At 70.8% G+C, this 26,175-nt stretch carries 22 protein-coding genes and 1 pseudogene; 15 read left to right on the top strand and 8 right to left on the bottom strand.

Annotated elements, in window-relative coordinates:
• Window positions 1–164 precede the first annotated feature (164 nt).
• The 7 genes and pseudogenes from AC3IF3_RS24955 (at window position 165) to AC3IF3_RS24925 (ending at window position 10,932) form a co-directional block, all read left to right on the top strand.
• Entirely contained in the window at window positions 165–1,460 is a 1,296-nt protein-coding gene (locus AC3IF3_RS24955) for a M16 family metallopeptidase (RefSeq protein WP_243968760.1), read from the top strand.
• A gap of 470 nt (window positions 1,461–1,930) precedes the next feature.
• Window positions 1,931–4,849 carry an EAL domain-containing protein gene (locus AC3IF3_RS24950; protein ID WP_243968758.1) on the top strand — a complete coding sequence of 973 codons (2,919 nt, stop codon included), beginning with the start codon at window positions 1,931–1,933 and terminating at the stop codon, window positions 4,847–4,849.
• Window positions 4,850–5,091: 242 nt separating this feature from the next.
• Window positions 5,092–5,469, top strand: a complete 378-nt coding sequence (locus AC3IF3_RS24945; protein WP_489230687.1) for a hypothetical protein — start codon at window positions 5,092–5,094, stop codon at window positions 5,467–5,469.
• 28 nt (window positions 5,470–5,497) lie between these two features.
• Window positions 5,498–6,421, top strand: a complete 924-nt coding sequence (locus AC3IF3_RS24940; protein ID WP_489231363.1) for a ferredoxin reductase domain-containing protein — start codon at window positions 5,498–5,500, stop codon at window positions 6,419–6,421.
• A gap of 86 nt (window positions 6,422–6,507) precedes the next feature.
• Window positions 6,508–7,572: an SGNH/GDSL hydrolase family protein gene (locus AC3IF3_RS24935; protein WP_489230686.1), complete on the top strand. Its 1,065-nt coding sequence runs from the start codon at window positions 6,508–6,510 to the stop codon at window positions 7,570–7,572.
• Between the two features lie 640 nt (window positions 7,573–8,212).
• A pseudogene (locus AC3IF3_RS24930) lies at window positions 8,213–9,796 on the top strand (methyl-accepting chemotaxis protein).
• 116 nt (window positions 9,797–9,912) lie between these two features.
• Window positions 9,913–10,932, top strand: a complete 1,020-nt coding sequence (locus AC3IF3_RS24925; RefSeq protein WP_489230685.1) for a zinc-dependent alcohol dehydrogenase family protein — start codon at window positions 9,913–9,915, stop codon at window positions 10,930–10,932.
• A 29-nt stretch (window positions 10,933–10,961) separates the two neighbouring features.
• Here AC3IF3_RS24925 and AC3IF3_RS24920 read toward each other — a convergent pair whose 3' ends face one another.
• Together AC3IF3_RS24920 and AC3IF3_RS24915 are read right to left on the bottom strand one after the other, a co-directional pair.
• Window positions 10,962–11,219 (bottom strand): YjiS-like domain-containing protein, encoded by a 258-nt coding sequence (locus AC3IF3_RS24920; RefSeq protein ID WP_489230683.1) that lies wholly within the window; start codon window positions 11,217–11,219, stop codon window positions 10,962–10,964.
• A gap of 295 nt (window positions 11,220–11,514) precedes the next feature.
• Window positions 11,515–11,784, bottom strand: a complete 270-nt coding sequence (locus AC3IF3_RS24915; protein ID WP_489218695.1) for a GCG_CRPN prefix-to-repeats domain-containing protein — start codon at window positions 11,782–11,784, stop codon at window positions 11,515–11,517.
• Between the two features lie 316 nt (window positions 11,785–12,100).
• Between AC3IF3_RS24915 and AC3IF3_RS24910 the strand changes: the two genes are divergently transcribed.
• The gene (locus AC3IF3_RS24910) at window positions 12,101–12,634 is read left to right on the top strand and encodes a hypothetical protein (protein ID WP_489230682.1); all 534 of its coding nucleotides are present in this window, start codon (window positions 12,101–12,103) and stop codon (window positions 12,632–12,634) included.
• 324 nt (window positions 12,635–12,958) lie between these two features.
• Here AC3IF3_RS24910 and AC3IF3_RS24905 read toward each other — a convergent pair whose 3' ends face one another.
• Complete coding sequence (locus AC3IF3_RS24905) at window positions 12,959–13,768, bottom strand: outer membrane protein (RefSeq protein WP_489230681.1); 810 nt, start codon at window positions 13,766–13,768, stop codon at window positions 12,959–12,961.
• Window positions 13,769–14,315: 547 nt separating this feature from the next.
• Between AC3IF3_RS24905 and AC3IF3_RS24900 the strand changes: the two genes are divergently transcribed.
• Window positions 14,316–15,014: a haloacid dehalogenase type II gene (locus tag AC3IF3_RS24900; protein ID WP_489230680.1), complete on the top strand. Its 699-nt coding sequence runs from the start codon at window positions 14,316–14,318 to the stop codon at window positions 15,012–15,014.
• Window positions 15,015–15,265: 251 nt separating this feature from the next.
• Here AC3IF3_RS24900 and AC3IF3_RS24895 read toward each other — a convergent pair whose 3' ends face one another.
• Window positions 15,266–15,949, bottom strand: a complete 684-nt coding sequence (locus tag AC3IF3_RS24895; RefSeq protein ID WP_489230678.1) for an urease accessory protein UreE — start codon at window positions 15,947–15,949, stop codon at window positions 15,266–15,268.
• 208 nt (window positions 15,950–16,157) lie between these two features.
• Between AC3IF3_RS24895 and AC3IF3_RS24890 the strand changes: the two genes are divergently transcribed.
• The 4 genes from AC3IF3_RS24890 (at window position 16,158) to AC3IF3_RS24875 (ending at window position 18,655) form a co-directional block, all read left to right on the top strand.
• The gene (locus AC3IF3_RS24890) at window positions 16,158–16,427 is read left to right on the top strand and encodes a YMGG-like glycine zipper-containing protein (RefSeq protein ID WP_243968736.1); all 270 of its coding nucleotides are present in this window, start codon (window positions 16,158–16,160) and stop codon (window positions 16,425–16,427) included.
• Window positions 16,428–16,576: 149 nt separating this feature from the next.
• Window positions 16,577–17,317, top strand: a complete 741-nt coding sequence (locus AC3IF3_RS24885) for a TerB family tellurite resistance protein (protein ID WP_489218690.1) — start codon at window positions 16,577–16,579, stop codon at window positions 17,315–17,317.
• Entirely contained in the window at window positions 17,314–18,063 is a 750-nt protein-coding gene (locus AC3IF3_RS24880) for an N-acetylmuramoyl-L-alanine amidase (RefSeq protein ID WP_489230677.1), read from the top strand. The genes AC3IF3_RS24885 and AC3IF3_RS24880 overlap by 4 nt, the downstream gene beginning before the upstream one ends.
• A 184-nt stretch (window positions 18,064–18,247) precedes the next feature.
• Window positions 18,248–18,655, top strand: coding sequence for a hypothetical protein (locus AC3IF3_RS24875; RefSeq protein ID WP_489230676.1), 408 nt, complete (start codon window positions 18,248–18,250; stop codon window positions 18,653–18,655).
• A gap of 145 nt (window positions 18,656–18,800) precedes the next feature.
• Here AC3IF3_RS24875 and AC3IF3_RS24870 read toward each other — a convergent pair whose 3' ends face one another.
• The 4 genes from AC3IF3_RS24870 to AC3IF3_RS24855 all read right to left on the bottom strand — a co-directional run bounded on the left by AC3IF3_RS24870 (window position 18,801) and on the right by AC3IF3_RS24855 (window position 23,679).
• Window positions 18,801–19,832 (bottom strand): TerC family protein, encoded by a 1,032-nt coding sequence (locus tag AC3IF3_RS24870; RefSeq protein WP_243968728.1) that lies wholly within the window; start codon window positions 19,830–19,832, stop codon window positions 18,801–18,803.
• A 243-nt stretch (window positions 19,833–20,075) separates the two neighbouring features.
• On the bottom strand, window positions 20,076–20,816 hold the full coding sequence (locus AC3IF3_RS24865; protein WP_489230675.1) for a class I SAM-dependent methyltransferase: 741 nt from the start codon (window positions 20,814–20,816) through the stop codon (window positions 20,076–20,078).
• Window positions 20,817–20,900: 84 nt separating this feature from the next.
• Window positions 20,901–21,875, bottom strand: a complete 975-nt coding sequence (locus tag AC3IF3_RS24860; protein ID WP_489218685.1) for a hypothetical protein — start codon at window positions 21,873–21,875, stop codon at window positions 20,901–20,903.
• 322 nt (window positions 21,876–22,197) lie between these two features.
• Window positions 22,198–23,679 carry an MDR family MFS transporter gene (locus AC3IF3_RS24855; protein WP_489220412.1) on the bottom strand — a complete coding sequence of 494 codons (1,482 nt, stop codon included), beginning with the start codon at window positions 23,677–23,679 and terminating at the stop codon, window positions 22,198–22,200.
• Window positions 23,680–24,134: 455 nt separating this feature from the next.
• Between AC3IF3_RS24855 and AC3IF3_RS24850 the strand changes: the two genes are divergently transcribed.
• Window positions 24,135–24,665, top strand: coding sequence for a GNAT family N-acetyltransferase (locus AC3IF3_RS24850; protein WP_489230673.1), 531 nt, complete (start codon window positions 24,135–24,137; stop codon window positions 24,663–24,665).
• 214 nt (window positions 24,666–24,879) lie between these two features.
• Window positions 24,880–26,166 carry a TIGR03862 family flavoprotein gene (locus AC3IF3_RS24845; RefSeq protein ID WP_489230671.1) on the top strand — a complete coding sequence of 429 codons (1,287 nt, stop codon included), beginning with the start codon at window positions 24,880–24,882 and terminating at the stop codon, window positions 26,164–26,166.
• Window positions 26,167–26,175: the final 9 nt, after the last annotated feature.

Below are 26,175 nucleotides of genomic sequence, written 5' to 3'. Positions count from 1 at the left end.
CAAGAGGGGAGCGACGGTGCAGGACATCGCTCGGCCTTCATGAAGGCTTTTGCCCCTTCCGGAAGCCGGGTTCCCCACTCCCGACTCCCTTCGGGGGCCACCCGCCCCCGCAGACGGGGGAGGGATCCCGCGCCGGATTCGGCCCCCCACGCGACGAGCCGTTGATGAACCAGCACTTCTCCACGCACGCCGCCTCCCCGTCCCTGCGCACGACGCAGCTGCCCAACGGCGTCACGGTGGTCACCGAGCCGATGCCGGGCGTGGCCACCGCCAGCCTCGGCGTCTGGGTCGGGGCCGGCTCGCGCAACGAGCGGGCGGACGAGGCCGGGCTGTCCCACCTGATCGAGCACATGGCGTTCAAGGGCACGCGGACGCGCTCGGCCCAGAGAATCGCCGAGGAGATCGAGAATGTCGGCGGCGAGATCAACGCCGCCACCTCCACGGAGGGGACGAGCTATACCGCCCGGGTGCTCGGCGAGGATGCCGGCCTCGCCCTCGACGTGATCGGCGACATCCTCACGGATTCGGTGTTCGACGCCGGCGAACTCGCCCGGGAGAAGGGCGTGATCCTGCAGGAATACGCCGCCGTCGAGGACACCCCCGACGACGTGGTCTACGACGCCTTCACCGAAGCCGCCTTCCCGGACCAGCCGGTCGGCCGGCCGATCCTGGGGCGGCCCGAGACGATCCGGAGTTTCGACGAGGCCGGGATCCGCGCCTATCTCGCCCGGGAATACACGCCGGACCGCATCGTCGTGGCCGGGGCCGGGGCCGTGACCCACGAGGCGATCGTGGCGGCGGCCGAGCGGCATTTCGGCGCCCTGCCGGCCGCGGGGGCGCCCGCCGCTGTCCCGGGGGTCTATGGCGGCGGCGAGCGGCGGATGCCGCGCAAGCTCGAACAGGCCAACGTGGTGATCGGCCTGCCGGGCCTGTCGTTCCGGGACGCGGGCTACTACGCGCTGCACATGTTCGCGCAGGTGCTCGGCGGCGGCCTGACCTCCCGGCTCTGGCAGGAGGTGCGCGAGACCCGCGGCCTCGCCTACGAGATCCAGGCCTTCCACTGGCCGTTCTCCGATTGCGGCCTGTTCGGCATCGGCGCCGGGACCGCGGGGGCGGACCTGCCCGAGCTCGTGGACGTGACACTCGCGGCCACCGCCCGGGCGGCCCGCGACCTCGACGCCACCGAGATCGCCCGGGCCAAGGCGCAGCTCAAGGTCTCGCTGCTCTCGGCGCTGGAGACCCCGGGCGGGCGGATCGAGCGCAACGCCCGCCAGATCCTGGCCTGGGGCCGGGTGATCCCCGCCGGGGAGGTGATCGCCAAGGTCGACGCCGTCACGGTGGCGGATGTCCGCGCCGCGGCCGCCGCGATGCTCAAGGGCGCACCGACGCTGGCGGCGATCGGCCCGATCCGCAAGCTGCCCAGCCTGGACCGGATCGGAGCCGCGCTCCGGGGGGCGTGATTCTTTGGTGGGCCGCGCGGGCGCGCGCCATGCCGTGCGCCCTCCCTCCCTCCCCGTTGCGGGGCAGGGGGCCCCCCGGAGGGGGGCGGGGCGAAGTCCCGCTCGGGGGGGGCGACGGTGCAGGATGAAGCTGCGCCCGCCATGAAGGCTGTGCCTTATCCTGAAGCCGGGCTCCCCTCTCCCGACCCGGCCTGACGGCCGGCCCACCCTCCCCCGCAGAGGGGGGAGGGAGCGAGGCGGAGCCGCTTGCGCCCACGCGCCGAGGAAGATCTGTGAAGCCGACGGGGATCGGCGCGCAGGGGAGAATCCGAGCCGGACAGGCCCGGAGACGCCCCGGAACGGCCGGCCCCTGCCCCGCCCAACTTGATTTGGCCGCAAAGGAGCGCGATCCGCGGCATGTGGACCGGCCCCGGGGCGACCTTGCCCCGGGTCGGGCCCGCACCTATCGATCGAGGCCGCCCGGGCGGTCGATGCCGCTTCTCGCACGGCCGGAAGTCAAGACACCCTTGCGCATCCTCGCCCTCCTCCTGACCCTGGTCGGCGGCCTCGTCGGTGCCCTCGCGCTCAGCGGTCCCGCCCGGGCCGTGGAGGCGGTGCGCGTCACCCTCGACGCGCCGGTGATCGACCTGACCTCCGCCATCGAGCGCTATCGCTCGGACGGCGACCTGATCCAGATCTCCACGGCGCCCGGCAAGGACGGCATCGTCCGCCGGATCGTCGTGAAGGCCCGCGATGCCGGCGCCCGGCCCGACTGGATCGTGTTCGCGCTCACCAACGACACCGACGAGCAGATCGACCGCATCCTGGTCGCCCCGCATTTCCGGCTGGTGGATTCCGGGGTGATCTGGCCGGATCTCGGCGGCTCGCGGATCGCCGCCATCACGGCGAGCCAGGGCATCCGCCCGGAGCGGGACGAGAATCCGGAAGCCGACCAGTTCACCATCACCCTGGATCCCGGCACGACCATCACCTACGTGGCCGAGTTGCGCGGCGCCAACATCCCCCAGCTCCACCTCTGGGACCAGGACGCCTATCGCCGGAAGGCCGCCGGCCTGACCCTCTACAAGGGCATCATCATCGGCATCAGCGGGCTGCTGGCGCTGTTCCTGACCATCGTGTTCGTGGTCAAGGGCGCGATCATCTTCCCCGCCGCCGCCGCGCTCGCCTGGTCGGTGCTCGCCTATGCGTGCATCGATTTCGGCTTCCTGCAGCGGGTCTTCCCGGTCACGGAACTTGCCGAGCGGGTCTACCGGGCCTCCGCGGAGGCGGTGCTCGGGGCGACGCTCCTGGTCTTCCTGTTCGCCTATCTCAACCTCGCCCGCTGGCACGTGCGCTACAGCCACGTGGCGTTCTTCTGGCTGGCCTTCCTGGCCGGCCTCGTCGGGCTCGCGGTGTTCGACCCGCCGGTGGCCGCGGGGGTGGCGCGCATCTCCATCGCGGCGGTCGCCGGCATTGGGCTGCTGCTGATCCTCTACCTCGCGGTCCATAACGGCTACGACCGGGCGATCCTGCTGGTGCCGACCTGGCTGCTGCTGGTGATCTGGGTGACGGCGGCGGGCTTCGCGGTCACCGGCCAGATCGGCAGCGACCTCGTGCAGCCGGCGCTGATCGGCGGCCTCGTGCTGATCGTGATGCTGATCGGCTTCACGGTGCTCCAGCACGCCTTCGCGGGGGGCGGCCTCAGCCACGCCCTCGTGTCCGACACGGAGCGCCGGGCGCTGGCGCTGACCGGGGCGGGCGACGTGGTGTTCGACTGGGACGTGCCCGCCGACCGGGTTTTTGCGGGTCCCGAGATCGAGGCCCAGCTGGGCCTGCCCCGCGGCACCCTGGAGGGGCCGGCGACCAACTGGCTCGGCACGCTCCACCCGTTCGACGTGGAGCGCTATTCGGCGGCCCTCGACACGGTGATCGAGGAGCGGCGCGGCCGCATCGTCCACGATTTCCGCCTGCGCTCGGCCGCCGGCACGTTCTTCTGGTACCGGCTGAAGGCGCGGCCGGTGATCGGCGCCGACGGCGAGGTGATCCGGGTGGTCGGCACCATCGCGGACGTCACCGAGATCAAGACCGCCGAGGAGCGCCTGCTCCACGACGCCGTGCACGACAGCCTCACCGGCCTGCCCAACCGCGAATTGTTCGGCGACCGCCTCGACGCGGCTCTGGCCTTCGCCAGCCAGGACCCGCGCCTCAAGCCGACCGTGCTCGTGCTCGACGTCGACCGGTTCAAGGGCATCAACGACGCGATCGGCCTGTCGGCGGGCGATTCGATCCTGCTGACCCTGTCCCGCCGGCTCGGCCGCCTGCTGCGGCCGCAGGACACGCTGGCCCGGGTGGCGGGCGACGAGTTCGCGGTGATCCTGCTGTCGGAGCGCGAGCCCGACCGGATCCTGGCCTTCGCCGAGATGATCCGCCGGGCGATCGCCACGCCGATCACCTACGCGGACCGGGAGATCTTCCTCACCGTCTCGATCGGGCTCGCCCTCCACGAGGCCGGCGCCAACCTGAAGCGCGAGGAGGTGTTCAAGAGCGCCGAGGTCGCCATGATCCAGGCCAAGCGCAACGGCGGCGACCGGATCGAGGTGTTCCGCGCCCATATGCGCACCGACCGGACCGACCGGCTGATGCTGGAGAGCGACCTGCGCAAGGCGATCGAGCGCAACGAGCTGAAGGTGCTGTTCCTGCCGGTGGTCCGCCTCGAGGACCGCACCGTGGCGGGGTTTGAGACCGTCCTGCGCTGGGACCATCCGAAGCTCGGGCGCATCCCGGCCACGACCTTCCTGCCGCTCGCCGAGGAGAGCGGCTTCGTGGTCAATCTCGGCATCTTCGCCCTGGAGCGGACCGCCCTGGAGCTCGCCGCCTGGCAGCGCTCCCTGGAGGTCGAGCCGCCGATCTTCGCGGCCTGCAACCTGTCCTCGCGCCAGCTCCTGCGCCACGACCTGCTGCACGACGTGAAGACCGTGCTGGCCCGCTCCGGGGCGCTGCCGGGCTCGCTCAAGCTGGAATTCAGCGAGAGCCTGGTGATGGAGAACCCGGAATATGCCGCCCAGATGCTGGCGCGGATCCACGACCTCGGCGCGGGCCTGTGCCTGTCGGATTTCGGCACCGGCTACTCGGCGCTCTCCTACCTGCAGCGCTTCCCCTTCGACACGATCAAGGTCGATTCGACCTTCGTGCGCCAGATCGGCACCGGGCAGACCGCGATCCTGCGCTCCATCGTCCGCATGGCGAGCGAATTGAACCTCGCCATCGTGGCGGAGGGCTGCGAGTCCGAGGCCGACGCCCAGGCGCTCGCCGGGCTCGGCTGCGAATACGCGCTCGGCCCGGCCTTCGGCGAGCCGATGACCATGCTCCAGGCCCGCCAGATCGTCGGGGCGGCGCCGGAGGCGGCGTGAGGTCGGGCCGGCCCGGCCGATCCGGTCCGTTGCCGACCGGCGATCGACGCGGTGGCAGGGGCGGTGACGACCCTGCACCCTGTTGGGCTCCCGGGCCGGAGTTTCGGGGACATGCCTTGGGGGCCCGTCGCGTCCCGCCAACGGGCACAAAGCGATCGATCGGTTTAAGCCGCCCTTAACCATGCCCGCGCAAGATCCTGTTGATGGACGGGTCCTTCAGCGCCCGGGATGGGGATGGTCGGATGGCCGAGGCGGCGCGGCGTTACCAGCAGGCAGGCAGCTCCGATCTCGTGCGCCGCCTGATGGCGCGTCCGGTGCGGCTCGAGCAGCAGGCCCGGACCCGTCTGCCCCGCCCCGGCCGCGATCCGCGCCCCGCCGAGGCGGCTGCCGACGACCTGCTGGACGGCCTGTCGAACGATCTGGACGAGGCCGACGAGATCGTCCGCCTCGAGACCGAGCTTCAGGTGGTCAAGGCGGTGCTCCGCGCCCAGCGGCAGGAGGTCGAATCGCTGCGGGCGCAGCGCCAGCTCCTCACCGAATCGGCCCCGACCGACGACGTCCGCGCGACCCGGGAACGCTGGGCGGCCCTGGTCGACTCGCTCCTGATCCGTGCCCGCTGATCGCGCGGCGGACATGCGGGGTCAGGCCATGGGGGCGCGCTGCTCGCTCGTCGTCAACGGTCGGTCGGTGCGGGTCTCGACCGGCGACACGCCGCTCGAGGCGGCGCTCGCCGAGGGCATGATCGCGCCGCTGCAGGCCCAGCCCGGCACCCTCCTCGCCGGCCAGGGGGCCGTCGCGCCGTCCGGGCGCCGTCCGCCGGCCCGCCGGGCCCGGGCCGAGGCCCTGCGGCCGGCCCTCCCGGGGGCCCCGATCCCGGGCCAGGAGGCGGCGGCGGCCCAACCCGTCACCGTCCGCAAGGGCCATGTCACGGAGATCCGCCGGCTCAGCCCCGGCATCGTCGAGATCGTCGCGACCCTGACCCGGCGCCCCACCCTCGAACCCGGCCACCAGGCGCTGGTCACCTTCGCGGGGATGCAAGCGCTGACGCTGTCCCCGACCCTGCGGGTCGACGGCGCGGCCGAGATCAACGAGGCGGTGTTCCACGTCGCCTGCGACCCCGAGGGCGGCCCGGTCGACGCGATCCGGCTCGACCAGCCCGTGCGCCTCAAGGGCCCCCTGGGCCGGGGGCAGTACCGCCCCGGGGGCGGGCGCCTCGTCCTGGTGGCGGCCGGCGCCGGCTTCGGCGCGATCTGGGCGATCGCCCGGGCGGCCCGCTACGTCGAGCCCGCCCGCGAGATGGCGCTGGCGGTCGGGGCCCGGGACGCCCTCGACCTGTACATGCGCGAGAGCCTGGACTGGCTGCGCCGCACCGGCGTCGCCCGGATCGTGCTCTGCGCCGACCGCGGCCGCCAGCGGCCGCCGGACGTGCGCTCGGGTCCCCTCACCGCCCACCTGCCGAGCCTGCGCTCCACCGACGTGGTCCACGTGGCCGGCGACGTCTCGACGGTGGGCGCCGTGCAGGTGCTCGCCGCCTCGGTGGGCGCCCGCTGCTACCCGATCGTGCTCGACTGAGGACCGCCGCCTCGACGCGGGCGGGATCGGCTGGTACCTGGCCCGATCCCCCTCCCCGACCGTGAGCCGAGCGGTTCCCCCTTCCGATGGTCCGCGTCCTCTGTCTCGGCTACAGCGTCACGGAGCTGCCGGGCTATGTCGAGCGGGCCAACGCCCTGGCCGAGGCCGAGGGCCGCCCGGTCACCTTCGTCCGGAGCGGCTGGGGCGGCCACTCCCTGCCCTCCATCGCCGGCCTCATCGACGAGATCCTGGACGCGATCCCCTGCGACCACGTCCTCCTGGAGCTGTTCACCGGCAACGTCCGCTATTTCGACGGCGCGACCCTGCGGGCCTATCTCGACGACATCCTCGCCGGGACCGCCCGGCGGAACCTGCCGGTCGCCTTCCTCAACCTCCACCAGGGCGGGGTCGACTACGCGGCCGAGCCCGTCGCCGGCCTGCTCGCGGAGTACCGCGCCCTCTACGGCATCCGGACCCTCGATATCGCCGCCCCCGTGGCGGCGGCCGGCGCCGGCGACATCACCTATCTCCTGAGGGACGGGACCCATGCGAGCCCGGCGGGGGCCGACCTCTACGGCACCCTGGTCTACAGCTTCCTGCGCGCGCCGCCGCCGGGCCGCGACTACATCCCGTGGTTCCGGGGACTGCCGGGCCGGTTCGAATCGCTGCCCCTGCGCACCCTCCCCGGCCAGGTCTGCGGGTTCGATCTGCGCCGCAACGGCATCCCGCTGCACTTCCGGGAGATTCCCGAGGGCGCCCGCGCCGAGATCCCCCTGGGGCGGCCCCGCGACGTGATCGGCATCCTCGTCACCTACGGGCCGCGGTCGGGCACGCTGATGGTGCAGGATCCGGAGACCGGGCGGGGGCGCGGTCTCGTCGCCTACGATGAATTCTCCTACTACACGCGCGCGATGTTCCGCAGCGTCACCCTCCGGGGCGCCCGCGTCCTGACGATCGCGCAATCGGCGGAGCGCCCGGACATCCCCCTGCGCAAGGGCGAGCCGGATCCGGGCCCGCGGCTCGGGCGGGTGTCCCACGTCTTCTGTCTCCGCCGGCTGAGCCTCGCCGAGCGCGCCGCGCTCCTGCGCCATCGGGTCCGGCGCAGCCTGCGCCGCGTCGGGCTGCGGCTCGGCGGCGTCCGGAGGGCGTGACGCCAGCCCGCACGGGGCACGGACGGGGCACGGAGCGCGGATCGGGGCCGGGCACCACGGTCTGCATCCCCGCGCGCGGGACCTGTGGTTGGGGGAACTCGACGGGGATCCGGCCCTTCGAAGCGCGCGACCGCCCCTGGCGGCACGGTCGTGACACCGGACCGTTCCGGCATCGCCCCGGGGCGTCCCCTCCCCCGCGAGCGACCAGGATGGGATCCCGATCCATCCGGTGAATCCCGGCCCGGGATGAGGCACGAAGCGTCCGATGCGCGTCATCCTGAGCGTCGGCGACCGCCGCTCGGGATGTGGGGCCCGAACGCGAAGGCCATTTCGGTCCTGGCAAAGCACAATCTGATTTCTTGAGATCAGAAGACAGGCGTCAAAATTGAGTGCTGTCTTATTCATCTATTGATTTATAAAACGCTCGATAAATCCACGACGATTTCAAAACATGCAGTGCAAACGTCGGGAGATTTCGAGGCCCTGTCATGGTACCGTCGCGACGAGAGCACGTGGGAGAGAGAGAAGCATGCGCATCCTGCAGAACGCCGGATTGCTCGTCAAAATATCCGTACCCATCTTGATCATGGTCTGCACCAGCACGTTTATCGTAATTTATTCGATGAATGCGCTCCATCTTATGGAGCAGAGAAGCAATTATATGGTCGATTATTATTTTTCGCGTCTGGAAATGTTTGCGCAGGTCCGCGAGAAATTCGTCGACGCGACCCTCATGAACCGCAACATCGTCATCGGCCAGCCGGAGATCGACCGTCCGGCCTTCAGGAAACAATACGATGCGGCCGTCAAGGCCGTGGCCGACAATCTCGAGACGCTCGCCGCGGGTTCGCGGCGCAAGGAGATCCGGGACATGCAGCGCAACCTCGGCACCATCGCGCGCGACTATTTCGATCTGCTCGACCGCTCCAACGCTCTCGCCCTCGGGAACGACAGGGCCGCGGCGATCCAGGTCGGCGTCGTCGCGGGCCGTGAGATCCGGGCGCGGTTCAACGCGGCGGCGGAGGCTTACGAAGCGCAGGCGGCAGCCCGTCTCGGCGAGGCGAAGATCGCGTCGCAGCGGGAGACCGCGCAGGCCCGGATGGTCCTGATCGGGTCCGCCCTGGGGGGGCTGCTCGTCGCCCTGGGCCTCTCGGCGGCGATCGTCATCCTCGGCGTGGCGCGGCCCCTCTACCGCCTCGTCGCCGCGCTGCAGCGCATGGCGCGGGGGGATATCGGGGCCGCGATCCCGGAGGCCCGGCGCGGCGACGAGATCGGGATCGTCGGTCGCGCGGTCGAGGAGATCAAGGCCATGGTCGCCCGCAACGCCGCCGCGGAGGCCGCGCGCAGGCAGCAGGCGGAGGCCGCCGCCGCCGCCGAGCGCCGGCGCGGCCGGTTGGATCTGGCCCGGACCTTCGAGGAGGCGGTGGCCAAGATCGCGGACCGTGTCTCGTCCGCCGCGGGGGCGCTCTAGAACACGGCCCACCAGATGAGCCTGACCGCCCAGGAGACGGCCAGCCAGTCCGGGGCGGTGGCGAGCGCCGCCGAGGAGGCGGCGGCCAACATCACCACCGTCGCGGTCTCGACCGAGGAACTCGGCCAGTCCATCCAGGAGATCGGCCGCCAGGCGGGCGACGCGTCGAGCCTCGCGCACCAGGCGGTCGGCGAGGCCGACCAGACCGCCGGCCTCGTGTCCGAGCTGCAGACGGCGGCCCGGGAAGTCGGCGACGTGGTGCGGCTGATCGCGTCCATCGCCGCGCAGACCAACCTGCTGGCGCTCAACGCCACCATCGAGGCGGCGCGGGCCGGGGAGGCCGGCCGGGGCTTCGCGGTGGTGGCGGGCGAGGTGAAGGCGCTCGCCGAGAAATCTGCCCGGGCGACCGACGGGATCACCGCGCAGATCGGCCGGATCCAGGGCGTGACCGGCGCGGCGGTCGGCGCGATCGGTACGATCATCGACCGGATCCGCGAGATCAACGGCGTGGTGACCGCGATCGCGGCGGCCGTGGACGAGCAGGGCACGGCGACCCGGGAGATCGTGCGCGCCGTCGCCCAGGCGACGCAGGGTGCCGCGGAGGTGACCGGCACCATCGCCGGGGTGGCCCAGGCCTCGGAGCGGACGGGGGGCGCGGCCGATCAGGTGCTCATGGCCGCCACGGCCCTGCTGCGTCAGTCCGAGGGGCTCTCGGCCGAGATGGACCGCTTCCTGGTCGGCATCCGCGCCTGAGGGCGGCGGCCGGCCGGCGAAGCCGCCGATCCCCCGACACGGCTCGACGCGGCCCCCGCGGCCTGCCACCATCGGCCTCCCGGGCGGCCGCGGCCGCCCGCAGCCAAGGGTGCGCCATGATCGGATCGGTATCGCGGGCCGTGATCGTCCAGCCGGGGGGCGGCTTCGATCGGGTGGGGTTCGGCGAGCGGCCGGTCCCGGAACCCGGCCCCGGCGAGATCACCGTCCGCCTGCGGGCCAGCTCGCTCAACTATCACGACTACGCCGTGGTCAGCGGCCTGTGGGGCCCGAGCGAGCCCCGCGTCCCGATGTCCGATGGGGCCGGCGAGGTCGAGGCCCTGGGCCCCGGCACCGACGCCTTCGCCGTGGGCGACCGGGTCGTCAGCACGTTCTTCCCGACCTGGACTGAGGGCACGCCGCGGGTCGAGGGCTTTGCCACCGTGCCGGGCGACGGGGTCGACGGCTACGCCCGCGCGCGGGTGACGGCGCCGGCGACGGCCTTCACGCACGCCCCGCGGGGCTGGGACCACGCCGAGGCGGCGACGCTGACCACCGCCGCCCTGACCGCGTGGCGGGCGCTCCACGCCGATGCCGGCCTCAAGAGCGGCGACGTGGTCCTCGTGCAGGGCACCGGCGGCGTGTCGCTGTTCGCCCTGCAATTCGCCAAGGCGGCGGGCGCCACGGTGATCGCCACCTCCTCCAGCGACGCGAAGCTGGAACGCCTGCGCGAACTCGGCGCCGACCACGGGATCAACTACCGCGCCGACCCGGCCTGGGGCGAGACCGCCCGGCGGCTGACCGGCGGGCGCGGCGTCGACCACGTGCTCGATGTCGGCGGCCCGGCGACGCTGGAGCAGTCCATGGCCGCCGTGCGGGTCGCCGGCCACGTCTCGGTGATCGGCATCCTCTCGGGCCTGGCGGGGGAGCTGCCGCTGGTGCCGGCCCTCCTGAAACAGATCCGCCTGCAGGGCGTGCTGGTCGGCAGCCGGCGCCACCAGATCGAGATGATCCGCGGGATCGAGGCCTGCGGGCTGCGGCCGGTGATCGACCGCCGCTACCCGCTGGACGATCTCGTGGCAGCCTTCCGCCACCAGGAGAGCAACCGCCATTTCGGCAAGATCTGTATCGAGATCTGAGGTCCGGGGCGGTCCATCCCGGCCGGGGCTCAGCGGAAGGCGATCCCGAGCCCGCGGGGCATCGCACCCGCGCGGCGTGGTTCCGGCCGGCTCGACGGCGCGGGGGCATGCGCGCAGCCGTTCTCGCAGAAGGCGCGGAGCGTCCGCCGGTCAAGGCCGATATCGTGGAGCGCCGCGTCGTCGAGCGCCGACAGGACGTGCAGATTGCGCGCCGCGGCACGCCGGCTCCGGATAGACTTCAGGAACGCGACGATCATGATCCAGCCTCCGTCGGGTCGATCGATCACGGGTCATCCGTGATCCGCCCACGCAGCGTCGCCGTCTCGCCCCGTCTTCGCATCCTCCATTCTGACGGTCGCCCGCGGGTCTGGCGGTCGCCCGCGGGTCGAAACCACCCGCGGGCAACGCCGGCCGCGCGACGCCGCGTCGACCGCGTCCGCGATCACCCGGGGATCCGGCCGTGTCCCGGGATCACAGGACGACAGGACAGGCGGCCGTTCCCTGGGCGCGGTCGCCTGTCCTTCGGATCGACACGCGGGGGCCGCCAGGGTTCGGCGGAACCGGGCGCGCCGCGCGATCGCCTCAGTAGCGGCAGACGCGCCGCGGCCCGAAGGGCGTCGGGCGGAAGAAGCAGCGCGGGCCGTAGAAGCGCGGCCGGCGGTAGATCGGCCGGCAGCGGCCGTAGGGGCCGGGCGCCCAGCCGGGGCCGCAGCCGAAGGCGACGGTGCCGACCGCCGGGGGACCGGCGATCGTATCGGTCCCGACGGGCGTCAGGGGCGCCGCGCCGGCGGAGGCGAGGCCGAGGCCGCCGATGACGGCCGCGGCGGCCGCGAGCATCTTCACGTGCATCATGATCAGACCTTCTGTTCGGGCTCGCGCCGGGCCAGCCCGGCACGAGGGCGAGGCAGATCGGTCATCGCGCCTGAATAGCGGCTGACCTTGGCCGTAATCGTCCGGAAACAAGCGATTGGACGTCCCGGGCGGCTCTACAGGGCGGAATCGGCTCCCGGTGCCGGTCGGGCGCGACGCCCGTCGATAGCCCCCGACCCGTCGGGCCTGCCGACATAGCCGGGGATAAAGCAGGGCGCGTCAGGTCCGCGCGCCGCGCCGCCGGAACGGAGCCGCGGGCCTGGTGTTGTCTGCCAAATCTTTATTCGGAGACACGACGATGTCGGGAACCGCCAAGAAGACCGATCCCAAGCTGTGGGAGAAAGTCAAGAAGGATGTCACCAAGTCGGAGAAGGGCGGCAAGCCCGGTCAGTGGTCGGCGCGCAAGGCGCAGATGGCGACGGCCGAATACAAGAAGGAAGGCGGCGGCTACGCGGGCAAGAAGGCGGATGACAACCACCTCAAGCAATGGACCGACGAGGAGTGGGATACGAAGTCGGGCAAGGCGAGCGGCAAGACCGGCGAGCGCTACCTGCCCAAGAAGGCCCGCGAGACCCTGAGCGACGCGGAGTACGACGCCAGCACGGCCAAGAAGCGGGCCGATACCGCCAAGGGCAAGCAGTTCTCGAAGCAGCCCAAGGCCGCGGCCAAGAAGGCCGCCGCGGCGCGCAAGACCGGCAAGGCGGCCGGCAAGGCAAGCGGCAAGACGGCGGGGACCACGAAGGCCGAGCTGATGCGCAAGGCCCGGGCGCAGAACGTTCCCGGCCGGTCTCGGATGTCGAAGGCGGAGCTGGAGCACGCCGTCCAGGCCTGACACCGGATTGCGATGAGCCCGATTCATCGCACACCGCCCGCGCGCCGGCGGCCGTCCGCCGAACCTCACGGATCCCGACCATGGATCGGGATCCGTGGGCTCGGTCGAGGCGGTCATCGGGACGCCTGGGGCCGCCCCCACGATGCGAGACATCCCGGGAGAGACTCCAGGGCCGCTCCGCGGCGCGAACGGCCGGTCCGATCGGGCCGGGGATGCTCAGGTCGAGGGACGGTGCGGCGGGGCCGGGGTGGCCCGCAGGTCCGCCATGACCGGACGGGTCCCCGCCGTGCCGGAGGGCGCGGCGGGGTGGCTGGCGGCCGGGTCTCAGTAAGAGCCGAACTTGTAGTTCAGACCGACGCGCCCGAGCACGCCCTCGTTCCGGAACCGCGTGGCGAAGGATCCGAAATTCCCGATGATTGGCAGGAGCGGGACCGTGCGGCTGCCGAGGTCGTAATAGAGCGCCTCGGCTTTCACCGTCACCGCGTTGGAGTGGAAGACGTTCAGGAACGAGTCGGTGGGGAGGGCGTACTCGACGCCGCCGCCGACCGCGTAGCCGGTCTCGGTGCGCGAACGAGTGCCGAAGAAGACCGGCGGCAGCCCCGCGAACTGGAAGAAGCTGCCGCGGTAGATCTGATTGGCATAGGCGAAGCCGCCGGTCGCGTAGAACAGGGTCCGGTCGACGGCATAGCCGAGGCGGCCGCGCACGGTCCCGAGGTAGTCGCCGGACTGGCTGTAGGTGTTGTTGCCGATGACCTTGTTCTGGAAGCTCCGGGTGCGCTTCAGATCGGTGTAGGCCGCATCGGCTTCGACGCCGACGACGAAACCGGAGCCTGGCGTGACCTGATAATTGTAGCCGACCTGCCCGCCGCCCGTGAAGCCGTCCCGCGGGAGCGGGATCGTGCTCGTGTAGGAGCTCGGGAAAATCACCCTGCGGCTGACCAGGGTACCCGCGGTGTACGCGGTGTCCTGGGTCGAGGTGATGTAACCGGCGTTGATGCCGAAATAGGCGCCCGTCCAGGTGAAGACCGGCAGCGGAGCCGGCACCGGCTGAAGGGCGCGGCGGGGCAGATCGGCGGCCGAGGCGGTCGCGGTCAACGCTGCGAGGGCAGCCATGGAGGTGAGGATCTTGCGCATGCCTGATTGTTCCAAGGACAGGATGTGTCGTCCGAGGTAAACGATCCGTTCGGAACGTTCTGTAGCAGGTCGGCAACAGTCAAAAGTGAAGTCTATTGGCCAATAATTAGCGGATTGCTCCAAAATTTTGAGGAAAAATTGCCTGCCAGAAAATGGAATTTCCGCCTGGATCGTCGGTAGATTTATGGTGAGCCGGTCTTTTAGTTTGAACGCCGAGACTTATACGGCGCGGGCGACGGTCCTTCGGCGTGAGGGGCCTGAAAAGACAACGGCACCCGATCGGATCGATCGGGGCCGTTTCGGGCCGCCGGCTTCTCGGCATCGCCTCGCGCCGAAGTGTCATCCGCTCCGGTCACGCCTCTCGGGAGGGGACTCGATCGGCTTGAGCGTGCGGCGGCTGCCTTCGACCCAACTTGGCCGCTTGGGTCTCCACGGGCGCTTGCCATGAGCGGCCATGCGTGGGCCGTCCGGCAACCTCGCCTCAGAGGTGGACATCGGACGTTGCGGGCAGGGATAGTTCGCGCAGGACCGCCCGGTGGGACCGATCATGCTGCAACTGCAACCTGTGCCGAAGGTGATTACCTTCGATTGCTACGGGACTCTGGTCCGGTGGCATGACGCTGTCCGGTCTGCGGCCCGCGCGATCCTGGCCAAACGCCTCACGGAGCCTGACGCGCAAGATCAATCGGTCGCTCTGGCTGACCGGCTGCGCAGCGCCGCCGTGGAGCGGCAGCAGCGCCCGCCCTACTGCGACTACAAGTCCGTCCTGCGGTCTGCCCTCGCCGTGACCCTCGCCGAGGCCGGTCATACGGCGAAGCCCGAGGACGAGGAGATGCTGCTATCGACCCTGGGCCGGATCGAGCCGCACCCCGACGTCCCGGCCGCGCTCGATCGCTTGCGCACACGCTACCGGCTCGCGGTCATCAGCAATACGGACGACGACCTGATCGCCGGCACCGTCGCGGCGATCGGGGTGCCGATCGACTTCGTCGTCACCGCCGAGCAGGCTCGCGCCTACAAGCCCGACCACCGGCTCTTCCTGCACGCCTACGCCACCTTGGGCGTGACCAAGGAGGAGACCGTGCACGTCGGCATGGGACAGTTCACCGACCTCAAGGTCTGCCACGAACTCGGCATCCGGTCCGTGTGGATCGACCGGGTCGGCGAGCCGCTAAACCCGGACTGGCCGCCGCACGCCAAGCTGGACGATCTTGCGGGTTTGCCCGACATGCTGTCGGTCTCTTGAACGGCTTCCGAGCCGGTCTGTGGGTCCGCAGAGGGTCGCGACCGGGTGCGACGGCGATGCCTGATCTCTTCGATTGTCGCCCGGAAGCGGACCGGCGAAAACCCACCCTTCTCAGACGTTATCACGGCCACGCTGATTGAGTTCAGGCCCTGGAGCGGTCGCCGCCGACGTCAGAGACCGGTTCGGCGGCGCGCGCACGTCACATCCAGGCCCTTCAGCCGTTCCCTGTCGCAACGCGATCGGGCGCGGCTCTAATGGTCGTGGCCGCAGCCCGGGCCGTGCGCATGGCCCTGCTCGGGATGCGCATGCCCGTGGTCATGCGCATGGCCCTGCTCGGAATGCGCATGCCCGTGGTCATGCGCATGGCCTCCGGCGTGGTCAGGGCCGTGATCGTGGCCGTGCGTGTGGGCATGCCCATGGCCGTGCTCGGGACCGTGATGGTCGTGGTCGTGATGGTCGTGCCCGTGATCGTGCCCCTGCCCGTGATCGTGGCCGCAGGTGCTGTGGTCGTGGGCCGCGTTCTCGGGCCGGAAGGCCCGCGAGACCGGGCTCGCGAGGCAGCCCTGGCCGCGCACCAGCTCGGCCGTGGCGGCACTGGCCGGGATGTAGAGCGCCTCCGCGGCGATCTCGGCGGGGACGTGGCTGCTGCCGAGCTGCCAGGCCAGGCGCATCAGCCGGGCCGGGTTCTCGGCGCGCACGGCGAACAGATCCTCCGCGGCGGCCCGCACCGCCACGAGCCGGCCGTCGTCGAGGCGCAGCGCGTCGCCGTCATCGAGGGTCGCGGCCTTGGTCAGTGCCACCGCGAAGCCGAGCCCCCCCTCGGCGACCAGGGTTCCCGGGAGCGCGGCCCGGCCCGCGTGGTCGAGGCTCACCGTGTCGGCGACGCGGTCGGAGCGCACCGCGGCCCGGCGGACGATCGTGGTGGCTGTCGGCATGGGACCCTCGGACAAGACCTGCTGCACCCCGGCCGGGGTGCCCCTCGGGGCCGAGGCATAGGGCGAGACCGGAACCGGGCGCAACTCCGGTCCCGGGCCGATGGAACCTTAGCCGTAGGCTCGCCATTAGCATTCCTGCTAAGCTCGGCGCGATCCGTCACGATCACGGCCAACGGCCGGACCGGATGCCAAGGGAGTTCTGGGGACCATGAAGAAGCTGACTGCCGCCGCCCTCGCCACCATCGCCGCCCTCTCGCTCGGCGCCTGCAACACCCCCGAGGACCGGGCGCTGGGCGGTGCCGGCCTCGGTGCGCTCACCGGCGCGGCGATCGGCGCGGCCGCCACGGGCCGCGCGGGCGGTGCCCTCGCCGGTGCGGCGATCGGCGGCGCCGGCGGCGCCATCGTGGGCGCCTCGACCGCGCCCGCCTGCCCCTACGGCACCTACCGGGACGCCTACGGCAACGTCTACTGCCGCTGAGACGGGGGCGGGCCGGGCGCGTCCCGGCCCTTCCGCGGGGCTTGAGGAGCGGCTATCCCGGCCCTCGGCCGGGGCGTCCCGGTGCCGGACGCAAAGCCCCTCGCGATGATCGCACCGAGTCCACGAATCGCCCCGGAACCGGTCTGGCCATGAATGCGGCGGCCGAGTCCCAGGGCGTCTGGGGCAAGATCGGAGGCGCCGGCCTCGGCCTCGCGATCGGCGGTCCCCTCGGGGCGCTGGTCGGCGGCGTCGCCGGCCATTTCCTGCTCGACCGGGTCGGCGCGCCCTTCGGCCGGACGCCCCGGGACGTGGTGTTCACCACCGGCTTGGTGGCGCTGGCCGCCAAGATGGCCAAGTCCGACGGCGTGGTGCTGCCCTCCGAGGTCGAGGCCTTCGGCCGGGTCGTGCGGGTGGACGCGGCGGCGCGGCCTGGGGTCGAGCGCCTGTTCGACCTCGCCAAGAAGACGACGAACGGTTTCGAGGCCTATGCGCGCCAGCTCGCCGCGACCTTCGGCGACGAGCCGGCCCTGCTCGAGGACGTGCTCGACGGCCTGTTCCAGATCGCCGGCGCCGACGGGGCGCTCCACGAGGCGGAGGAGCGCTACCTGCGCGCCGTCTCGGGCATCTTCGGCTTCGACGAGGCCGCGTTCCAGCGGATCGCCGCCCGGCACGTGCGACTGCCGGACGATCCCTACGCGGTCCTCGGGCTCGACCGGGACGCCGACGAGGCGGCCCTGAAGGCCCGCCACCGGGCGCTGGTCGCCGAGCACCATCCCGACCGGGCGCTGGCTCGGGGCCTGCCCGCCGAGGCGGTGGCGATCGCCACCCGGCGGCTGGCCGCCATCAACGCCGCCTACGACCGGATCGCGCAGGAGCGCGGGGTGCGGTGAGCCTCATCCCGGACAGCCCCCTCGCCCGCCGGGTCGCCCCCTCGCCGAACCACGGCGCGCGCCGGGGCGGGCGCCTCGACACGCTGGTCCTGCACTATACCGGCATGGACAGCGCCGCCGCCGCCCTGGCGCGGCTGCGCGACCCGCTGAGCGAGGTCTCGGCGCATTACCTCGTCTTCGAGGATGGCGGCCTCGTCCAGATGGTGCCGGAGGCGCGTCGGGCCTGGCACGCGGGCGCGGGCGCCTGGAAGGGCGAGACCGACCTCAATTCTCGCTCGATCGGGATCGAGATCGTCCATCCGGGCCATGCCGGCGGGCTGCCGCCCTACCCGGAGGCGCAGGTCGCCGCGGTGATCGCGCTGGGCCGGGACATCCTCGGCCGCTGGCCGATCCCGCCGGAGCGGGTGCTCGCCCATTCCGACATCGCCCCCGAGCGCAAGGAGGATCCCGGCGAGACGTTTCCGTGGGACAGCCTCGCGGCGGCGGGGATCGGCCATTTCGTGCCGCCGGCACGCCTCCGGGACGGACGGTTCTTCGCCCAGGGCGATGTCGGCCAGCCCGTGGAGGCGCTGCAGGCGATGTTCGCCCTCTACGGCTACGACCTGCCGGTTTCCGGGGTGTTCGACGCGCGCACGCACGCGGTGGTCACCGCGTTCCAGCGCCACTTCCGGCAGGCGCGGGTCGACGGCGTGGCCGATGCCTCGACCATCACCACCCTGCGCGATCTGATCGCGGCCCTCGGCTGACGCATGTCCAGAGCGTTCTTCCCGTTTTGGCGGGGCGTCGGGGTAAAACGCCGATCCGCGCGGAGGGAGATGTTTCGCGCCGCCGCAGCATCGATGGCCGCGATACCCGAGTCTACTTCAGATAGACACGTGTGTCTGTGAATTGAACTGAAAGTTAAAATCTACTTTTTCAAGCATTCATGTCTTGCAGACAGGTGCTGTTCAGATTGTTTTCCATACTGGCATCCGTGAGCGGATCCACGACGGCCGCTACCCTGTCTATGAGCTGGCGGACATGAATAAGTCAATATCATCCATGGCTTTCGCGCTTCTCTTCTGTCTTGGCGGATGTGGAAAGTCGGGCTTGACCAGCGAAGAGATCGAGAAGGCGTTTCGATCCATGGCTCCTTTCAACGAGCGAACGTCGCCGGCCTTTCATGATTTCAAGGTCCGCCGGTGCGATGCCGTAACGGATGACAAGGTCTTCAACTGCGAATTCCAGTTTATGCAGATGGGCAGAACGGAGGTCGCGAAGGCGCAGTTCAGCCGCAGCCGTGACGGCTGGGCGATGGTCGATTTCGCCTCGATCGCCTCCTACAACGATTCGAAATAGAACCCGGACGGCCGGGACATCGACCCGCGCAGGACCGCGCCTGGGCCGGGGGATGCGCAGGCACCGCCGGCAAATCGTCCGGGGTCGGCGCCGGGCCCCGCTCCCGTTTCCCGGATCGCGGCGCGCACGGCGAAGCCGGGGGGCCCTACGCCCCGTGGGCCCGTGCCTCACGCTCGGGCTGGCCCGTGTCCCGCTGCGCCTTGTCCTCGCCGCGGGTCCGCCACAGGCTGTAGCCGACGCCCGCCGCCAGCAGCGCCAGCGTCACCACGAGGGAGACCCAAGGCGGGACCGCCACGAGGCCGAACGTGTCGGCGACCACGATCTTGGCGCCGATGAAGATCAGGATGAAGGCGAGCGCGGTCTTGAGATAGGCGAAGCGGTCGACCATCGCGGCCAGCGCGAAGTAGAGGGCGCGCAGCCCCAAGATCGCGAAGATGTTGGAGGTGTAGACCACGAAGGTGTCGGTGGTGATCGCGAAGATCGCCGGCACGCTGTCGACGGCGAAGATCACGTCGGCGCCGTTGACCAGCACCAGGGCGAGCGCCAGCGGCGTGAACCACAGGGCCCTGCGGCCGGTCTTCGGGTCGGTCCTGCGCACCGCGAAGCGCTGGCCGTGCAGGTCGGGCGTGACCCGGAAGGTCGTCTTGAACCAGCGCACGACGGCGCTGTTCTGGAAGTCACCCGCCTGTTCCTCGCCCGAGAGCAGGATCTTCAGCCCGGCGTAGATCAGGAAGGCGGCGAAGAGCGAGAGCACCCAGTGCACCTGATGCACCAGGGCGGCGCCGAGCCCGATCATCAGGCCGCGCAGCAGCACGGCGGCCAGGATGCCCCAGAGCAGGACCCGGTGCTGGGCGGCGCGCGGGACGCCGAGCGCCGTGAGGATCATGGCGATGACGAAGACGTTGTCCATCGACAGCGACTTCTCGACCACGAGGCCGGTGACGTATTCCTCGCCCGCCTGGGAGCCGAGATACCACCAGACCCAGCCGCCGAAGGCGAGACCCAGGGCGAGGTAGAAGCCGGTGAGCAGGAGGCTCTCCCGGACGCCGATCTCGTGCTCCTTGTCCCGGTGCAGGAGGCCGAGGTCGAAGGCGAGCAGGCAGGCGATCAGGACGTGGAAGCCGAGCCACATCCACAACGGCTTGCCGAGCCATACGACGGTAAGGACGTCCATCATGCGCGGGACCTGATGCTGATTCCGAATGGAAAGCATCGGCTCCGACATCACGGGCGCTGAGAAGCGCCCGCCAGAGGGGCCCGCAGCCGATGGGGCCGAGGTAAGCGGTGATCCGGGCGAATCAAGGGCAGGCGCGGCGGCTGACGGCCGGGTGGAGCGCGCCCCGCCGAGGTGGAGACCGGTTCGGTGTCAGCGAGCCCGTCGCATCGCGGATCTGGCGCCGCCCGCGATCGGGGAGCGGATCTAGATCCGGAACGGGAGCGAGTGGCCGAAATTGGCCACCACGGCTTCGGCCGAGCCGATCTGCTGGCCGTCGAAGAAGGCCTCCAGCGCCGCCCGGTCGTTGGGCATCGCGTGAAACTCCGCGACGATGTCGAGATAGCGATCCTCCAGGACGGTCGAGGACGGATCGAGGTTGGTGAGGCAGACCAATCCGGTCGGGGCGCAATCGACGAGGATCACCTTGAGATCCGGACGGTATTTCTGGATGATGGGGATGATCTTCCAGACATCACCCGTCCAGGCCGCCGCCCACGGACCGGGCGTCCGCCCCGGTGTATTGTTCTGCCGTTCGATCATCTCGCCGTCGAACGGCAGGCAGTCGTGGATGGTGATCAAGCCGGAGCGGCCGGACAACCGCTCGGTGTTGTACACGTCCCGAAGCAGGTATTCGAACAGATGCATGCCGTCCAGGAATGCGAAATCCAACGGTCCGGCGGACCGGACTTCGTCGGCGTGATCGCGGAAAAACCGATCGCTCGTCATCCGATAGAGGCGCAACGACTCCTTCCCCGCCGTCGGATCGACCGTCAAGGCGAACCCAGGATCGACGCCGAAAGCGGAGGGGACGGAGATCTTGGACAGATTGATCCCGTTTTGGACACCGATTTCCAGGTAGGTCCGTGCTTCCCGCTCGAGGACGAGCCGTGCGATGAAATCCTGGTAGAGCAGGCCAGTATAAGGGGAGTCCGTTATCTGTGCCATGGTCTATCGTTCCCCGTCGCGCCATCGATTCGGCTGGCGTCGAATGCTGTGCAGGATGTCCGCAAGCCTGGACTTGTCGAGAGCCTATCGAACTCTGTCGGCATACGCCTTCAGCAGGGCGCCGGTGTAGTTGAGAGCCGCCCCCTTGCAAAGCACGTTCTCGGCGAAGTGCGACCCGGCCGCCGCGATGGGCGCGTATAGACCCGGGGACCGCCGCTCCTCCCGGACGATCGCGATGACCTGTTCCTCGCTGGTGATGTCCAACATGTTGCGGCCGTCGATCAGGCCGCTGGAGTAATGCAACAGGCAATCGCTTCTGTATTTCATCAGCACGCAGTTGCTCTTCAATATGATCGCCGGCCTGGAACAGGCCGCTCCATTGCCGTCGAGGGACAGCGCAAACTTGCCGCGGTAGGTAAAGTCCCAGTCGAGGGGGCCGGTGCCGAAACCTTCGGCGCGCATCAGGGCATCGGCCTCCGGATCGCATTGCACGACCGAGGTCAGCCTGAAGTCGGCCTCGGGGCGATCGGCGAAGAACCGCGCTGCGCGCAATCGGGGGAAGCGGGCCCCGCGCACCGCGTCCGCCGTGATGTGACCGCCGCCCGTGGTCGATCCGCAGAAGGTGGCCACCGGCGTCTTGTCCGCGTAGGCGCGGTGGTCTTGCGGAGCCGCCCCGAGATAGTCGAGGGCGATGAGGTCGACATCGGGTAGGAGCAGGTTGCGCTGGCCGGCCAACTTCTGAAACGAGAAGACGGGAAGCCCTTCATGGTCCGGCGCCTCATCCTGGATGTCGACCGCGATCAGCATGTCTCGCCGCGTGGGAAAGGCGCGGAACGTTTCGATCAATAGCCTCAGGTAGCAGTGAAATCTCGATACGTAACTGGGATGTACGAATACGTCCGCGGGCTTGTCGAGAAGGCTGACGGTATCGTCCGTTGCTTGGAACAGGCCGATGGACGGAGAAGTGTTCAATCGTTTCAGGCGATCATTCAGGTCGACGACGCCGAAGGAGGCATCCTGCCACGGCCGCATCTGATCCGCGACGAAGCTGCTCAGCAACGTGCCTGTATCAGGGGGAGATCGGCCGGTCATAACGCGCTCTTGAACCTAGACAATACGGGGCCTGCCATCGGCGGCCGCGAGATCGCAGACCATGCCGTCCCGATCGATCACCGGCGCCGATACGGCAACGGGCCGATGTCGATGATGGAAGCGGCGATGCAGGAGCGATCATCGCAGGCGAGGGCGCACCATAATGCATCCGCGATAGGCGGTACAGTCAAGCTCGTGGTCTCTGCCTCGCTGCCGTCGCGCGGCGTGCGATGCAAGCGCGTCGTCTCTGTCCCGGGGGCCGGCACCGCCGTTCGGGACGATGCGCCGGCTACGGCCCCACGCCATCCTGGCGGTGGGGAGGCCCGATCGGCTCGGCCGCGTCGCCCTCCGGATGCCCGCCCGCGGCCGGCCCGCCGCCCATCGTCGGCGAAGAGCGCTCGCCGAGCGGCCGCTCCTCCATCAGCGCCAGGAACGCGAAGGCCGCCAGGAGCCCGAGGCAGGCGGCCACGAACACGAAGCGGAACGTCAGGGCGAGGCGGGCCGGGTCGGCCCCGCGGATCAGGCTCTCCACGTCGTGGCCCCCGGACGTACCCGCGACGCCGCCCAGCACGATCGTGCCGAAGGCCGCCACGATCAGGGCTCCGCCGAGGGACCGAAAAAAATTCATCGACGCCGTGGCGATGCCGAGCTGGTGGCGCGTCACCGCGTTCTGGATCGCGATGGTGGAGAGCGGCAGGATCGTCCCGATCCCCATGGAGAGCAGCGCGAACAGCAGCTCCATCAGCCAGAAGGGCAGCGCCCGCCCCTGCCACGCGATGACGGCGCAGCAGGCGATGCTGAGGCTCATCATGGCGAGCGGCACGCGCTTGTAGTGCCGGAAGTAGATCATCGACCGGCCCGACAGCGTCGCGCCCGTGACGGTGCCGACCATCAGCGGCACCAGGGCCAGGCCGGATTCGCTCGCCGAGAGGCCGATCACCCCTTCGAGGAAGATCGGCACGTAGATGGTGAGCCCGATGAAGGTGCCCATGGCGAAGCAGGCGGCCAGCGTCGCACTGTAGACCACCTGGTTCCGCAGCACCTCGGTGGGGATCAGCGGCTCGGCCGCCGTGGCGAGCCGCGCCGCGAAGCCGCCGCCGAGCAGGAGGGCCAGGGCGAGGAGGCCGAGGACCGGCGCGGAACTCCACGGGTAGCGCACGCCGCCCCAGCTCAGGGCCAGCAGCAGGGCGATGGAGCCGGAGACCATCAGGGCGGCCCCGGGCCAGTCCAGCCGGTGCCGGCGGTCGTGGCGCGGCAGGCGCTTCAGGTTGGCGTTGGTCAGCGCGAAGGCGAGGCAGCCGATCGGCAGGTTGATCCAGAAGATCAGCGACCAGTGCAGGTGCTCGGCGAAGAAGCCCCCGAGCAGCGGCCCGGCCACCGAGGCCGCCACGAACACGCCAGCGATCACCACCTGATAGCGCGCCCGCTCCTTGGGCGACATGATGTCGGCCAGGATGGTCTGCGCCAGCGCGATCAGCCCGCCGCCGCCGATGCCCTGGAGGCCCCTTGCCAGCGCCAGCGTCACCATCGTCGGCGCGAGCGCGCAGGCCAGCGACCCGAGCACGAAGGTCGCGATGGCGATCAGCAGCATGATCCGCCGGCCGTGGATGTCGGACAGCTTGCCGTAGAGCGGGGTCACCGCCGTGGAGGCCAGCAGGTAGGCGGTGACGATCCAGGGGAGGTTGGCGGCGTCGCCCAGCGCCAGCCCGATGGTCGGCATCGCGGTGGCCACGATGGTCTGGTCGAGGGCCGCGAGCAGCATCGCGGTCATCAGGCCGTAGACGATCGCCCGGATCTCGAGGGGACTGAGGCGGGCCTGCGCGGCGGAGGCGGCCGGCGTGGACGGGGCGGCGTCCGCCTCGGTCGCGGGGACGGTGGTGGAGAGCGCCACGGGTCGGAAGCCTCTTTCTGGTCCGCGCCGGACCGGCCGGCTGGACGGGAACGAGGTCGCAGCGTCACGGTTGCGCGGGCGATACGGCATTCGCTGCCAAACTGGACACCGGTTCGGCGCCAGCGAGCGCGTAACTACAGGGGCTTTAACGACGCGCAGCCCCGGATCCTACGCGGCCCGCGGTCCCCTGCCTTGTGCCTGAGACGGGGTGAAAGCTGTGCCGGTACGCTCCAGGTATCCGGGCACGGCAGGCGCCGGAGCGAAGGGCTGCATCCGGCATCGGATCCGGATCGGCCCTGATTTGCCTCACGCGACGGCCGGCGCATAATTCGACGATGGCCGACATCATCTACCGTGCCGCGCGGGCGACCGACGCGCTGACCATCGCTGCGATCCACGTGGCCAGCTGGCGGGACGCCTATCGTTCACTCCTCGATCCGGTCTTTCTCGCCGGCCCTATCGAAGACGATCGCCGCTCCCATTGGCTCGGGAAATTCGACACGCCGTCCGCGAATTTCCTGGTGGACGTCGCCGCGACCGCCGATGGAAACCTTGTCGGCTTCGCCGCGACACACCGTGATCGCGATCCGCGCTGGGGCAGCTTGCTGGACAACCTGCACGTCCTTCCGGAGATGCGGGGCAGGAAGATCGGTGAGGCCCTGCTGCGCTCGGCGGCGCGCGCCCTTGCCTCTCGGCAGGCGGACGATGGCCTGCACCTCTGGGTTTTCGAGGCCAACGCGGCTGCCCTTCGGTTCTATACGCGTTTGGGCGGCCATGTCGTTGAACGGAAACTGTCGCAGGCCCCGATCGAAAACGACAGGATGATTCTGCGGGTTCATTGGCCGACACTGTCGGACTTGCTTTAGAGCATCATCCCGAAAGGCGGTTTCCGGCTTTCGGGGAAAAGTTGATGCAAAACTAAAGACCTAGCGCATCGTCCCGGTTCTGATATCCGGGACGATGCGCTGGAGATCGGGGCAGGCTCGCACGGCCACCCCAGCCAGACGGTCCGGCCCCGGAAGGCCGGCCGGCCGCGGCCCCATCTTGACAGGCCCGCGCCGCCTGCCGCTCTCCAGGCGGATGCCCGACGACATCCATGACATCGCCCGAGAGGTGGCCATCGTGGGCGGCGGACCGGCCGGGCTGGCCGCGGCCGAGGTGCTGGCGCAGGCCGGCCACGCGGTCACGGTGTACGACCGGATGCCGTCGGTGGGCCGCAAGCTGCTGATCGCCGGGCGCGGCGGCCTCAACCTCACCCACAGCGAGCCCCGGGGGGCGTTCCTGTCCCGCTACCATCCGGCCGGCCACCTGGACGCCGCCATCGCGGCCTTCCCCCCGGAGGCCCTGCGGGACTGGTGCGCGGAGCTCGGCGAGCCGACCTTCGTCGGCTCAAGCGGGCGGGTCTTTCCGCAGAGTTTCAAGGCCTCGCCCCTGCTGCGGGCCTGGCTGGCGCGGCTCGACCGTCTCGGGGTCCGGATCCGCACCCGCCACCGGCTCGCGGCGATCGCCGAGGCGCTGTCTTCCGCGGACCCGGGAGATCCCGATTCCGGGGCGGGATCGCCGCACCTGCAGCTCTATTTCGAGACGCCGGACGGCCCCCTCGTGGTCCGCCTCCGGGCCGCCCTCCTGGCCCTCGGCGGGGCGAGCTGGCCGCGGCTCGGGTCGGACGGGCGCTGGGTGCCGCTGCTGGAAGGGCTCGGCGTGGCGGTGGAGCCCCTGCGCCCTGCCAATGCCGGTTTCACCGTGGCGTGGTCCGCCCTGTTCCGGGCGCGCTTCGCCGGGGCGCCGCTCAAGCGGGTGGCGCTCGCCTGCGACGGCAAAGCCGTCCGGGGCGAGGCGGTGATCACCGCCGCCGGGATCGAGGGCGGGGCGGTCTACGCCCTGTCGCGTCCCCTGCGCGAGGCGGTGGCGGCGCGGGGCCACGCCCGGCTGCTCGTGGACCTGCGCCCCGACCTGACCCGGGAAGCCCTCGCCCGCCGCCTCGCCGGCGCCCGACCCGGCGACTCGGCCGCGACCCGGCTGCGCAAGGCCGCGGGGCTCGCGCCCGTGGCGGCGGGCCTGCTGCGCGAGGCCGCCGGGGCCGCGCTCCCCGCGGAGCCCGAGGCGCTCGCCGGGCTGATCAAGGCCGCGCCGCTCACCCTCACCGGCTCCGCGCCGATCGACCGGGCGATCTCGACGGCGGGCGGGGTCCGGCTCGACGCCCTCGACGGGCGGTCGATGCTGCGCGCCCATCCCGGCCTGTTCCTGGCCGGGGAGATGCTCGACTGGGAGGCCCCGACCGGCGGCTACCTGCTCCAGGGCGCCTTCGCGGGCGGCCGGGCCGCCGCCGCCGGGCTGCGCGACTGGCTGCGCGGCGCCGGTGGCTGAGGCGCCGGC

The organism is Methylobacterium sp. J-118 (assembly GCF_057836565.1).
The sequence above is the reverse complement of the archived record's forward strand: the minus strand, read 5'-3'. Positions and strand labels throughout refer to the sequence as shown.